Here is a 12,431-nt window from a genome sequence, read left to right on the forward strand (position 1 = left end):
ATGGGAGGAGCAGGAATGAAGATCACCCCGTCAGCACGCATCCTTCGGATGTTGGGCGAGATCGAGTTCGACGAGTGGCAGTGCGTAGCGGAGCTGCTCGACAATGCCTTCGACGACTTCACGGAGATCACGAGGCTGGGAATCCCCTGGGCCGGCGGTTTCAGGGTGAGTGTCAGCCTGCCCAGCTCCTCGATCAGGTCCAGCGAGGCGCAGGTCGTGATCATGGACACCGGCCGGGGGATGAGCTACGAGACGCTCGAGCACGCGGTACGTGCGGGTTGGTCGAGTAACGACCGCTTCGACAAGCTCGGGCTGTTCGGGATGGGGTTCAACGTCTCGACTGCCCGGTTGGGGCGACGTACCAGGGTTCTCACCACGCGTGCGGGTGATCCTGAGTGGATTGGCGTCGAAATCGATCTGGACAGGATCGGCGACGACTTCGAGGCGGATGACATCACCGAGCCGAAGGTCGACCCGAACGAGCACGGCACGAGGATCGAGATCAGCCGTCTGCACCCGGCTCGCGCGGATTGGTTGCGCCGGAACGAAGCGAACCTGCGACAGACCCTCGGACGGGTCTATTCCTGGATCCTCGACAACAGGCCGTTCGAACTGTGGGTGCAGGGCAAGAAGGTCAAGCCGCGCCGTCATTGCCGGTGGGGTGACGATCGGTACGTGACGTTCGGAACAGGCGCCAAGGCGGAGAAGATCCCGGCCTATATCGCCATCGATGAGAGGCTCGAAGACGCCGCAGCGTGCCTGGACTGCGGCAACTGGCAGCACCCTGGCGACGAGGTCTGTGGTCAGTGTGACGGCAGCAGGCTGGTGCCCAGAGAGCGTCGTATTCATGGATGGTTGGGAGTCCAGCGGCACCTGCACAAGAGGGAGTTCGGAATCGACTTCCTCAGGAACGGCCGCAAGATCCTTCAGTGGGATCAGAGCCTCTTCCAGTGGAAGAATCCGGATAACCCGCTCGCTGCTCTCGACATCGAGTACCCGATCGAACTGGCCAACCAAGGTGGACGGTTGATCGGGGAGATCCACTTGGACCACGTGCCAGTCACGTACCAGAAGGACGCATTCGAGTACAGCGACCGAAGCTGGCGTGGAGCCGTGCAGCTGCTGAGGGGGGTGGGCCCCCTCCTGCCCAACAAAGCGAGGGACGCGGGCTACCCGGAGAACAACAGTCACCTCGCGAAGCTCGTGAAGGGATTCCGTCGAAACGACGCGGGGCTCCGCTACCTGACGCCCGGAGACGGGTCGCGCCCCATCCACGAGGAGACCAGGCGGTGGGCGGACCGATTCCACAGAGGGGATGAGGAATACCAGACGGATGCCATCTGGTGGGACGCGGTCGTCCGCCACGATGGGCTGGGCAAGAAGGCCAAGGTCGACCGAGCGAAACAGCACACACCTGCCCAGCCAGACGAGCAGGCGGTCTTGGAGGCGTTGGGCCTAGGCGCGAAGTCCTCGGAGGATCGACAGCCGGACATCGCCCCACCCACCCCCGAGCCGAAGAGGCCGACCAGGGAGACCAGTCAGGAGCGGATAGACCGCTACTCGGCCAACTCGGTGTCGGTACCCCGCCTCTCGAAAGACTTCGGGCTCCGAAGCCTTGGCGCCTTCTTGAGTATCGACGCGCGTCGTCTGCACGGCACACGACTCCAAGACGACCACGGTCAGGAGACACCGATCCTGCTGGTTCAGCGGGACGGGCGACGGGCCACCGCGTTCATCGACCCCGAGCACGAGAGTCTCGCGCGTCACGGAATCGACGAGTCGGACCTGCTGCTCGTGGAAATCGCCTCGGTCCTCAAAGTGAAGACGGACAGCCGCCTCACCCTCTCCAGCCTCGTCGTCGGGTTGCGCGCCGAGTGTCTCCCAGACAGCGTGAACCGTGTCGAGACGGTCGGGGCGGAGGCGCGGGAACTCCTGTCCGACATCCGGGAGCGGATGGCCGCGAAGGCCGAGCAAGACCCCGCGCGCGCCTTCGAACTGCTCTCCCCGGACGAACTCACCGCGACGGAGAACGAGTTGATCGCCAGCGGGCGCGTGGCCAGCACCCAGCTGCTCGGCGAGAACGCCGAGTTCATCATCCACGCCCCGGCACTGTTCATCGTCAAGCTGCTCGAATCCTGGCCGGAGGCGTTTATGGACGGGAATGTCTTCTCCGGACCGTACGTCTCAGTCTCGTCACCGTCGGCCCGCAGGTTGAGCCTCGCTCGGACAGCTGGATACCTGACCGACGTGGCCACAGTGACGGGCTTCAGCAGCAGCGGCGTCACGGACCCGGTCCAGCTCCAGCGCACCCGCTTGAGTGTCAGGCTTTTGGCCGACGAGCTGGCGGGCGAGGGATGAGCAAGGGTGGCTTTCTCTCCGCCGAGGAACTCCTCGCGGGAGGCCCGAACGGGCTGACCCACGCTGTCGAGAGGGCCCTGTGGCACCTCGGGTTCTCCGACGTCAGGGTGGTCGACGGGGCGGGCGACGGTGGGGCGGACCTGCTCGCGGTGAGGGACCGAGAGCAATGGGTATTCCAATGCAAGTGGTCCTCGCGTGGGCCGGTCGGCAGGGAGGGGATCGACGACATCGAACGCGCCAGGACGCGCTACCGAGCGGATAGGTCCGTACTCGTCACGAACACCGGTCTGAACCGTACTGCGGATTCCCGGCGTGATGCATTGGCCTCCGTGGGTATCGAGGTAGGCGTGTGGGACGGCCCTACTCTCGCGGAGATCTGGGAGCGCATGCCCCCAAGAGTGCCGGCCACGTACGAACTGAGGTCGTACCAGCGGGAGGCGGCGGACGCGATCGAGAGGGACCTGACCCGCCATGGCACGGCGCTGCTCATCCTCGCGACAGGGCTTGGTAAGACGGTGGTGGGCGGGGAGACCATCCACCGGCACCTAGCGAGGAATCCCGGCGCCCCCGTCCTTGTCGCTGCCCACATGAAGGACCTGGTCGAACAGCTGGAGCGGGCCCTATGGCGACACCTGGACAAGTCGACACCGACGCGGCTCGTCACAGGTGACACGAAGCCCACCGCACTCGACGGAGTCCTCGTGGGTACCGTCGAGTCGGTCCTCGGTCTGACGCGTGCAGGGTGGCGCCCGGATCTTGTGATGATCGATGAGACGCACCACGTCGGGGAGAACGGGCGATTTGCAGAGTTGCTGGATCTGTGCGGAGATGCGGCGAAGTTCGGTGTCACCGCGACGCCCTGGCGCGGTGACAAGTTCGACATCACCGCGCGATTCGGCCCCCCGAGCTTCACCATGAGCATCGCGAGCGGAATGGCGGAGGGGTACCTCTCCGCCATCGACTACCGACTCTTCGTCGACAACATCAACTGGGATGCCGTTCGGGAGGCGAGCGAACACGGTTATTCCATCAAGGAGTTGAACCGCGCCCTCTTCCTGCCGCAGCGCGACGAGGAGATCGTCGAGCATTTCCGGGAGGCATGGCGGGAGACCGCCGACCCGCGGGCGATTCTGTTCTGCCAAACAATTGAGCACGCCGAGCGCATGGCATCCCTGCTAGCAGCCTCGGACCAGGCTTGGGGTAACGCGTCCTTCCTGCACAGCGGTCTGCCGCGTCAGCGCCGTCAGATGCTGCTGAACGAGTTCAGACTTGGGCGCGTACCCATCATCACCTGCGTCGACGTGTTCAACGAAGGAGTCGACGTCCCGGACGTGAACCTGATCGGGTTCTTGCGTGTCACGCACAGTCGCCGCATCTTCGTACAGCAGCTCGGCCGCGGACTCAGGCTGAGTCCAGGGAAGCGTGCCCTGAGAGTGCTCGATTTCGTGACGGACATCAGGCGCGTCGCCGCGACCCTGGACCTGCGACGAGCGTTGGAAGCGGCGGAGACCGAGGTGATGGAGCGGCTGCCAGCGTCGGCGTCGAGTATCGAGTTCAACGACACCACTGCGGGCAGCCTGCTGGACCACTGGATCCAAGACGCGGCGGACCTCGAGACAGCTGCGGACGAAGTGAAGTTGCAGTTCCCATCCCAAGGGGGGATCTACTGATATGGCCATCCCGCGCGACGTCGAGATGGAGATCGTCCGCTTGCTCTACGCAGAGGCGGCCGAGAAAGACTGGACGTTCCTCACGGACAGTGAGCGGACCCCGATATACAACCGGTGGGCGAGGTCGCCGGAGATCGGCGAACGGCTAGCCCTCTACCTCAAGGACCCCGAGGGAGTTCGCCACTGGATCAAGGACCGGCCCATGAAGGAGTACGCCCGGGCGGTCTACGGAATCGGGAAGTACGCCCAGTTGGTCCCGAACCCAGCGGCTGGGGTGAGTACGCTCGTGAAGCAGGCGCTCGGAGCGGAATGGACACCGGATCTGGAGACACGCCGCATCAAGCCCCTCCGAGTAACACTCCGCAAAGGTGAGACAGAGGAGATGTACTTCACGTGGGGGCCGCAGCGAGATCTGAAGCACTTGGCGTGGGCCGCCTTGCGTGCGGAAGCTGACGGAGATACCACCCCCTGGACCCTCTGCGTGGTCAGCGCGTTCGTGGCCCCGATCCCGCAGGAGGTGAAAACAGCGAACCTGCGCCTCGCGGAGCGCTGCGGCCTGCGGATCACGCACGCGACAGGGGAGTGAAGGCTGTGTCCGTCACGCCAACCCGCGAATCATGGCTCCTGAGCATCTGGAACAGCGGCTTGGATGGCCGTGAACGGGACATGCTCACGAGGCGTCATGCCGGGGAGCCACTGGAGCCGATCGGGCGCTCTCACGGAGTATCCCGAGAACGTGCCCGTCAGGTGATGGCGGTCGCGGAGGAACGGGTGTTGTCCAAGGCTGATCTAATCGGGGGCGAGTGGCGCGAGGAAATCGCTGCCCGACGTTCCTCCTGCGGGTTCGTCTCGGAGGGTTCGTTGGCCAACGACTTGAAGGACGACCCCAGTGGGGTCATGCGGTCCATCCTCCTACGGGGAATCGGGCTCCATGAGTGCCGAACCTGGGCCGGTACGGTGGCCGGGCTGTGGGCTTCGAACGAGGCGGCGCTGGAGCCGTACGTGAGAGAGCTGATCGCACGGGCGCCCTTCCGAGAAGAGGAGCTCAAGGAGCTGGCAGCCGCACAGGGCATCCCAGATTCCGTGCCCTTGGAAAGCATTCTCACGCATCCACGCAGCCCTCTGACCCGGGGGCCGGCAGGAGCCTGGGTGCGCCGCCGAGCCAAGGGCCGCGATGCTGCCTACCTCTGGTTGGCCGACGAAGGAGAGCCGCGCCGAGCCGACACGATCAGTGTGGCGATCGGCGGCAAGGGGGAACGGGTCGTCGCGGAGGCGCTAAGGAGAGATGATCGCTTTCGTCTTCTCCGGCCCGAGGGGACCTGGGCGCTTAGCGAGTGGTCGCTTCCGCAGGCCGGCAGTCACAGCAATGCTTTGGAAGCGATGCTCGAAGTGCTCGGCGAACATGGCCCGCTGAACCGGTCGGAACTGTTCGCGCTGACCGCACGGTCGTATCCAGTGAGTGCCGCACGGCTGCAGCAGTGCCTTATCAGCGACAGGATCGGCATGACCTCGGACGGCCGGATCGATCTCGTCGAGAGGGGCGCGGTGCCCATGGAGGAGAAGGAACCGCAGAGGCTCTCCCATATGGTGACCGACGACACTGGCCAGGTCGTCGGTGTACGGCTGAGGGTGGACCGGGAAATCCTCCGCGGTAGCGGGGTTATCGTGCACTCGTGGCTGACCTGGTACCTGGGCCTCCGCCTGGCACCCATGTCCAGGAACTTCACGATGGACGACGGCTCAGGCGTCCTGACCGTACGGCGCAATACGAGTGCCGCCCAGCTCTCCAGCGTCCGTACGCAAGTCATGTCTGCAGGTATGACGCAAGGTTGCGAGATGGCAGTGGTGCTGCGCCTCGATCACTCCACCGCATCGATTCGGCACGCGTGCGACCCAGCTGCATGCCCGGCGCGTCAACTGGACTGAAAACCCAGTCCTGCTCGCCTGATGTGAGCACATGTAGCGAGTGCACGTTCCGACTATTTTCCGATCTGTTTCCGCTGTCGAGTCGCGACGAGCCAGCTCTCGAATGATGTTTCGTACGGCGGCGCGCCGCCTGCTCAGGTGCCCCTCTCGCCGAGGCGCAGCGCGCCGGACACGAAGGCCCGACCGAGAGCTCGCGTCTCCCCCGGTAGGGCCCACGTTGGCGTACCTGCCAGAGCTAGTTTCCCGCGGTCTGGCAGGTGGAGGAGGCTCCGGCGTGCTCGGCTGTGATCGCCTCGCCGCCACTCCCTCCAGGAGTAACCAGCATCACCCCCACCCCCAGCATGAATCCCGCTCCCGCAGTCGCCACAGCGCCGGTCTTCCGTCGGAACCATCCGATGTCCCGCGCGAGACTCTCAACCGCATCGCTCTGATTACTCGTGCCGTGCCGGCCGTCGCCCATGGGGCTCCTTCCCTCACTATCTTTAAACGTGGGTGATGTCCCCGAATGTGGATGCCGACTTAACTACCTGCAGAAACAGGATTAGATGCATTTTGCAGGAGAGGCATGAAAAGGCGCCTATCAGCCTCTTCTCGCGCGAACGCAAGAATCCCTTGTGTTGCACAGAGTGCCACCTGTCGTGCGGTGGCGCGACAGTGTCAAGGTAATTCCGAGTTGTATCCCGTCCCCCTTTCATGGGGTGCGCCTCGCGCGATCTCACGCATTTATCGCTTTGCTAATCGGCGAGTCATGTCTATCAGGGTTTGGTGATCGTGGACTCCGACTCCGCGATTCTCGCGATGGCGACGAGCGGGAATTGGCCACCTCGCGTCAGGGGTGACCATCTGCTCCATGCCTCGCCTGTTTGCGTGGAATGATCCCGATTTGCATCTATTTTCTTGTCTCTCGGGGGAGGTGTAAGGCCTTCTTTGCGGAGCGAGGGTCGCGGGATATCTGCAGGTCAAGACGACCTGTCGCTACTACGCGAAAAAGTGGCCATCCGCAAGACGGGTGCAAGAATGGCGGGATCGCGTTGTTGGAGCCCTCCGTGGGAGGAACGTGCCACGATGTTCGGTGCTCTATGACGTCACCATGCTGGGATTGGACTCTGTGGGGGAGCGCTGGGTGATCTCCTCCCGGCACTCCCCTCGGACTCGTCGGAGCGACCCAAGCCCCTCCGGCGGGGTGCAGACGCGATCAGTTCAGGTGGTATGTGCACCGAATTTCACCGGGGCGAGAGAAGGGACGAGTCAGGAAGCCAGCCGCCGCAGCCGGGCGACCGCGTCGTGCAGGACGTCGTCCTGCTTGCAGAAGGTGAAGCGGACCTGGCCGCGGCCGGCTTCCGGGTCGTCGTAGAAGACGGAGTTGGGGACGGCGACGACGCCGCAGCGTTCGGGGAGCGCGCGGCAGAAGGCGTAGGCGTCCTTCTCGCCGAACGGGGCGATGTCGGTGGTGATGAAGTACGTGCCGTCGGGCCGGTAGACCTCGAACCCGGCCGCGCGCAGTCCGTCGCCGAGCAGGTCGCGCCGGCGGCGCAGGCCGGCGCGGAAGTCGTCGAAGTAGGAGTCCGGCAGGCGCAGCGCCTCGGCGATCGCGTACTGGAACGGGCCCGCGCTGACGTAGGTCAGGTACTGCTTGGCCGTCCGGACGGCTGCGGTCAGCGGGGCGCTCGCGGTGACCCAGCCGACCTTCCAGCCGGTGTACGAGAAGGTCTTGCCGGCGGACGAGATGGAGACCGTGCGCTCGCGCATGCCGGGCAGCGATGCCGGCGGGATGTGTTCGCCCTCGAAGACCAGGTGCTCGTAGACCTCGTCGGTGACCACGAGGAGGTCGTGCTCCACCGCCAGTTCGGCGATCGTGGTCAGTTCCTCGCGGGTGAGGACCATGCCCGTCGGGTTGTGCGGGCTGTTCAGCAGCAGCAGCCGGGTGCGGGGCGTGATCGCGTCCCGGAGGGCGTCGAGGTCGGGGCGGAAGTCCGGGGCGCGCAGGGTCAGCGGTACGCGGACGCCGCCCGCCATGGCGATGCAGGCGGCGTACGAGTCGTAGAAGGGCTCGAACGCGATGACCTCGTCGCCGGGTTCCAGCAGCGCGAGCATGGCCGCGGCGATGGCCTCGGTGGCTCCGGCGGCGACCAGGACCTCGGTGTCGGGGTCGTAGGGGATGCCGTAGCGCCGCTGCTGGTGGTCGGCGATCGCGGTGCGCAGTTCGGGGATGCCGGGGCCCGGCGGGTACTGGTTGCCGTGCCCGTCGCGCAGCGCCCGGACCGCGGCCTCGCGGATCTCCTCGGGGCCGTCGGTGTCGGGGAAGCCCTGGCCGAGGTTGATGGCGCCGGTCCGTACGGCGAGTGCCGACATCTCCGCGAAGATCGTCGTGCCGAAGCCGTCGAGGCGGCGGTTGAGCAGCGGTCGTCCCTGTGTCATGGCTGTCATCCTGCGCGGAAGCTCTGGAGTTGCTCAAGTCTGCTTTGGCCGTTCGGGGCCGGGGGCATTTCCCCCACACGCGGGAAGCGCGTGGAAGCGGGTGACCTCGCTTCGGGGGACGGAAGGGCGTGAGGTCGGTGAAGGTGTTCGTCGGTGTGGTGATCGCGGTCGGTCTGATGGTGCTGCTCGTCTCGGTCCTGGTGAAGGCCGGAAGCCGGCCGAAGGCGGGCAGGCGGGGCGGGCGGCGGGGGACCGTCGGCAGCGATGCGGGGGGCGGCTGGTGGGCGGGGGGTGACGGTGGCGGTGGTTCGTCCTGCGGAAGCGGGAGTTCCGGGAGCTCCGGGCACTCCGGAGGCCATTCGTGCGGCGGCGGCCACTCCTCGTGCGGTGGCGGATCCTCGTGTGGCGGCGGGGGCGGATGCGGCGGAGGAAGCTGATCCTGACAGCTGGTTCTGGAGGTGTCCGGCGGGTGAACTCCCGCCGGGCACCTTTTTGTTGGGGAATTTTGCGCGTGGCCGGTGAACAGATGATCCGAGGGGCCCCCGAGGGGATGGAAACCACGGCAAGTTGGGCAAAAACGCTGTGGATACGACTTATTCGTGGTTCCCTCGGTTGAGAGAACATTCAGCCCTCGGACCCCAGTTGGACCTGATTGGGCGCTACCCCTCCTACGTGCATCACGTCGGGGGCGTCCCCTGTCCATGTGTCCATGCTTGCTTGCGGAGCCGACTCATGCTCACGACCCTCCAGACGGCTTATTCCGATACCCGCGCCGCCGACCTGGCCTGGACGCTGGGGCGCGAACCGCTCCCCGCGCTGGCCGTGCTCGACCTCGATCTCGCGGGTGCCGGACTCCAGATGCGCCTGCTCGGCGCCTCCCACCAGGTGCTCCTCGAAGAGGACCGCGGCACCTGTTCCGAGACCGTGGCCTGTATCCCCGGGAGCAGCACCCCGCTTCCGCTCGGGGTCTCCAAGCGGCTCGGGGTGTGGGAGTACGAATTCGCGGCGCGCGTCGAGACGCTCTCGGAAGGCTCGTTCGCGGGCCGCGCGCAGGAACTCCTCGCGCTGGTCGCCGACCATCCGAACGGTCTCGCCGGTACGTTCCCCGGCAGCCCGCACGCCTTCACCGCCATGCTCGCCCAGCGGACCGAGGGTCAGGTGCGGTGGCGTACCTGGCACGCGTATCCGCAGGAGGGGCAGTTGGTGGTGACGCGCACCCGAGTGGGAGTGCGGACGTCGGCGGCAGTGCTCTGAGTAGTCCCAACTCCGTTGTGAGCACGCCACTTGCACCCTTGTGGGTGACAGGCTGCCACGTGATCGTGACGTAGCGTTCGTATCATGATCGATCAGCAGGTGTCGCTGCGAGGGGGCGCGGCGTGTCTTCCCGTAGGGCCGAGGACCGGCCGGTGTCTCGTGCTGGCCGCGGTCTTCGTCTGCGCAGCCTGCGGTCTGGTGTACGAGCTCGAACTGGTGGCGCTCGCCTCCTACTTGATCGGTGATTCCGTCACCCAGGCATCGGTCGTGCTCTCCGTGATGGTCTTCGCGATGGGCGTCGGCTCGCTTCTCGCGAAACGTTTACGCAGCCGTGCCGCAGTGGGCTTCGGGCTGATCGAGGCGGCGCTCGCGCTCGTCGGCGGCTCCTCGGCGCTGGTGCTGTACGCGTCGTTCGCCTGGATCGGGGAGTCGCGCTACGCCCTGGTCGGGTTCTCGCTCACGATCGGGATCCTGATCGGTGCGGAGATCCCGTTGCTGATGACCTTGATCCAGCGCGTCGACCGGCAGGACGCGGGTGGTGCCGTCGCGGATCTCTTCGCCGCCGACTACGTGGGTGCGCTGGTCGGCGGGCTCGCGTTCCCGTTCCTGCTGCTGCCGATGCTCGGGCAGCTCACCGGGGCGCTGCTCACCGGCGCGGTCAACGCGGTGGCGGGCGGGGCGCTGGTGCTGTGGGTGTTCCGGCGGGACCTCACCCCGCGCTCCCGCCGGCTGCTGATCGCGTTCAACGTGGCGGTGATCGCCCTGCTGGCCGTCGCCACCGCGATGGTCGACGACTTCGAGGGGGCGGCGCGGCGCGCGGTGTACGGGGACGCGGTGCGGGTCGCGGTGCAGACCGAGGTCCAGGAGGTGGTGCTGACGGGGTCGGGCCGCGACTCCCTGGATCTGTATCTGGACGGCCGGCTGCGGGTCAGCGCGCGCGACGAGTACCGCTACCACGAGGCGCTGGTGCACCCGGCGATGAACGGGCCGCACGCCCACGTGCTGATCCTGGGCGGCGGTGACGGCCTCGCCGCCCGGGAGGTGCTGCGCTACCCGGACGTACGTGACGTCACGGTGGTCGAGCTCGACCGGGACGTCACCCGGTTGGCCCGGACCGACCCGGCGCTCTCGGAGCTCAACGGCCACGCGCTCCGCGACCCCCGGCTCACCGCCGTCACCGCCGACGCCTTCAACTGGCTGCGGGCGGCGCGCGGCAGCTATGACGTGGTGATCTCCGATCTGCCCGATCCCGGGATCTCCACCAGCACGAAGCTCTACTCGGCGGAGTTCTACGGCCTGGTCGCCCAGGTGCTCGCGCCCGGCGGCCGGGTGGTGGTGCACGGGGGCCAGCCGGCGTCCCGGCCGCGTACGTTCTGGACGGTCGAGGCGTCGATGAGGGCGGCGGGCCTGGGGACCCGCCCGTACCGGATCAGCGGCCCGGCCGCCGATTCCGCGGCCGGCCCCGACCGGGCCACGCACCGGGAGCAGCGCGCGCACGGCTGGGGCTTCGTCCTCGCCGGTGCGGGGCGCGGACCGGAGCTCGGCCTCGCCCGGAAGGCCCCGGCGCTGCGGTCGCTGACGGAGCCCGGACTGGTCGACGCGGGGCGGCGGACGGAGGGCGCCCGGCTGCCGGGGCTGCCGCCGTCGACACTGGTGCATCCGCGGTACTGGGAGGACCGGTGAGCGGGGGCCTGGTCCGGGGGCCTGGTCCTGGGGACGGGGGTGGAGCGATCGGGGTGGTGGGCGGCTTCCGGAGGCGGAACCGCTGACGCGACGGTCGGGGCTGAGTAGGCTCGGTTCCCATGGAGCATGAGGTGTTCGTTCCGGTTCCGGTCCCGTCCCTGAGGCGGACGCTGGGTGATCCCGCCCGCGTCGCGCGATGCGTGCCGGGCCTGCAACAGGACGCCGACTCGTCCGCGGGCCCGCTCTCCGGCCGGCTCAAGGTCCGGGTCGACGGCCACACGATCACTTACCGCGGCGCGCTGCGGCTCACCGATGCGGCCGGGGCCGGCGTCGATGCCGGGATCCTGGTGACGGGCGAGGGCACCGAGGCCCGGGGCAGCGGCTCGGTGCAGCTGAGCCTGACGATCGGGCTGACCGAGCGCGACGGCGGTACGGCGATCGGGTTCACGGGGACGGCGAGCGGTGACGGCCGGCTCCTGGAGCTGGACGCGGCGGCGGTGCTCGCGGCGGCCCGCCGGCTGCTGGACCGCTTCGCCCAGCAGCTCGTGACGGAGACGCTGGCGGCCGCCGGTGAGCCCGACGGGCCGCTCGGCGAGGCCGTGGAGCAGGCCATCGAGGAGGCGGCCGAGGAGGCCGACACGACGGGTGCGGTCACCGTCGGCGACATCACCCCGGAAACCGACGCCTCCGACGGCACCGATGACATCGACGACACCGATGACGTACCGCCCACCCATGAAGCCGCGGCGGACGAGACGCCCTCGGCAGGGCAGCCGGGGGAGCCGGGGACTCCTCGGAACCCCCCGGGCACCGGCTCCGTCTTCGACGCGCCCGTGCCCCCGCCGTCGCTCGACCCGGTGTCCGAGGCGGAGTTCACCGCCCCGGGGAACCCCCCGGCGGAGGCCGCGCACGCCAGGCGGACCATGATCGGCCGCAGCGCCGAGGAGGTCGACCACGCGCCGCCGCGCGGCCGGTACGCCCCCGTCCCGTCACCCGATTCGACCACCGCGGGCGCCACGCTCCGCTGGGTCGCCCCGGCCGCCGCGCTCGCTCTGGCGTCCGCCGTGGTGGTGACCAGGGCGCTGAGGCGGCGGCGGTAGCGGTCGCGCCAGTAATGTCGGG

Annotated in this window: 8 protein-coding genes; 7 read left to right on the forward strand and 1 reads right to left on the reverse strand. The window is 67.6% G+C overall.

Annotated elements, in window-relative coordinates:
• Window positions 1–15: 15 nt before the first annotated feature.
• The 4 genes from ACFYY1_RS13530 to ACFYY1_RS13545 all read left to right on the forward strand — a co-directional run bounded on the left by ACFYY1_RS13530 (window position 16) and on the right by ACFYY1_RS13545 (window position 5,954).
• A complete protein-coding gene (locus ACFYY1_RS13530; protein ID WP_388584253.1) occupies window positions 16–2,358 on the forward strand; it encodes an ATP-binding protein in 2,343 nt (780 codons plus the stop codon).
• Complete coding sequence (locus tag ACFYY1_RS13535) at window positions 2,355–4,028, forward strand: DEAD/DEAH box helicase family protein (RefSeq protein ID WP_388584255.1); 1,674 nt, start codon at window positions 2,355–2,357, stop codon at window positions 4,026–4,028. Before ACFYY1_RS13530 ends, ACFYY1_RS13535 begins: the two co-directional genes overlap by 4 nt.
• A gap of 1 nt (window position 4,029) precedes the next feature.
• On the forward strand, window positions 4,030–4,614 hold the full coding sequence (locus ACFYY1_RS13540; RefSeq protein ID WP_388584256.1) for a hypothetical protein: 585 nt from the start codon (window positions 4,030–4,032) through the stop codon (window positions 4,612–4,614).
• Between the two features lie 416 nt (window positions 4,615–5,030).
• Entirely contained in the window at window positions 5,031–5,954 is a 924-nt protein-coding gene (locus ACFYY1_RS13545; protein ID WP_388584258.1) for a hypothetical protein, read from the forward strand.
• Window positions 5,955–7,202: 1,248 nt separating this feature from the next.
• Here the strand turns inward: ACFYY1_RS13545 and ACFYY1_RS13550 are convergent.
• Window positions 7,203–8,372, reverse strand: a complete 1,170-nt coding sequence (locus ACFYY1_RS13550; RefSeq protein ID WP_388584260.1) for a pyridoxal phosphate-dependent aminotransferase — start codon at window positions 8,370–8,372, stop codon at window positions 7,203–7,205.
• Window positions 8,373–9,104: 732 nt separating this feature from the next.
• On the opposite strand from ACFYY1_RS13550, the gene ACFYY1_RS13555 reads away from it, so the two are divergent.
• The 3 genes from ACFYY1_RS13555 to ACFYY1_RS13565 all read left to right on the forward strand — a co-directional run bounded on the left by ACFYY1_RS13555 (window position 9,105) and on the right by ACFYY1_RS13565 (window position 12,409).
• Entirely contained in the window at window positions 9,105–9,626 is a 522-nt protein-coding gene (locus tag ACFYY1_RS13555; protein ID WP_388584262.1) for a DUF2617 family protein, read from the forward strand.
• An 84-nt stretch (window positions 9,627–9,710) separates the two neighbouring features.
• Window positions 9,711–11,309, forward strand: coding sequence for a polyamine aminopropyltransferase (locus ACFYY1_RS13560; RefSeq protein ID WP_388584264.1), 1,599 nt, complete (start codon window positions 9,711–9,713; stop codon window positions 11,307–11,309).
• A gap of 119 nt (window positions 11,310–11,428) precedes the next feature.
• Window positions 11,429–12,409 (forward strand): SRPBCC domain-containing protein, encoded by a 981-nt coding sequence (locus ACFYY1_RS13565; protein ID WP_388584266.1) that lies wholly within the window; start codon window positions 11,429–11,431, stop codon window positions 12,407–12,409.
• Window positions 12,410–12,431 lie beyond the last annotated feature (22 nt).

Origin of the sequence: Streptomyces sp. NPDC001890 (genome assembly GCF_042891445.1) — a bacterium.
In the GTDB taxonomy this organism is placed as follows: domain Bacteria; phylum Actinomycetota; class Actinomycetes; order Streptomycetales; family Streptomycetaceae; genus Streptomyces.

What these genes read in the sequence shown, in the direction of transcription:
- ACFYY1_RS13540 (WP_388584256.1), top strand. Translation starts at nt 4,030, where the DNA reads ATGGCCATCCCGCGCGACGTCGAGATGGAGATCGTCCGCTTGCTCTAC.
- ACFYY1_RS13555 (WP_388584262.1), top strand. Translation starts at nt 9,105, where the DNA reads ATGCTCACGACCCTCCAGACGGCTTATTCCGATACCCGCGCCGCCGAC.
- ACFYY1_RS13565 (WP_388584266.1), top strand. Translation starts at nt 11,429, where the DNA reads ATGGAGCATGAGGTGTTCGTTCCGGTTCCGGTCCCGTCCCTGAGGCGG.
- ACFYY1_RS13530 (WP_388584253.1), top strand. Translation starts at nt 16, where the DNA reads ATGAAGATCACCCCGTCAGCACGCATCCTTCGGATGTTGGGCGAGATC.
- ACFYY1_RS13560 (WP_388584264.1), top strand. Translation starts at nt 9,711, where the DNA reads ATGATCGATCAGCAGGTGTCGCTGCGAGGGGGCGCGGCGTGTCTTCCC.
- ACFYY1_RS13535 (WP_388584255.1), top strand. Translation starts at nt 2,355, where the DNA reads ATGAGCAAGGGTGGCTTTCTCTCCGCCGAGGAACTCCTCGCGGGAGGC.
- ACFYY1_RS13550 (WP_388584260.1), bottom strand. Translation starts at nt 8,372, where the DNA reads ATGACACAGGGACGACCGCTGCTCAACCGCCGCCTCGACGGCTTCGGC.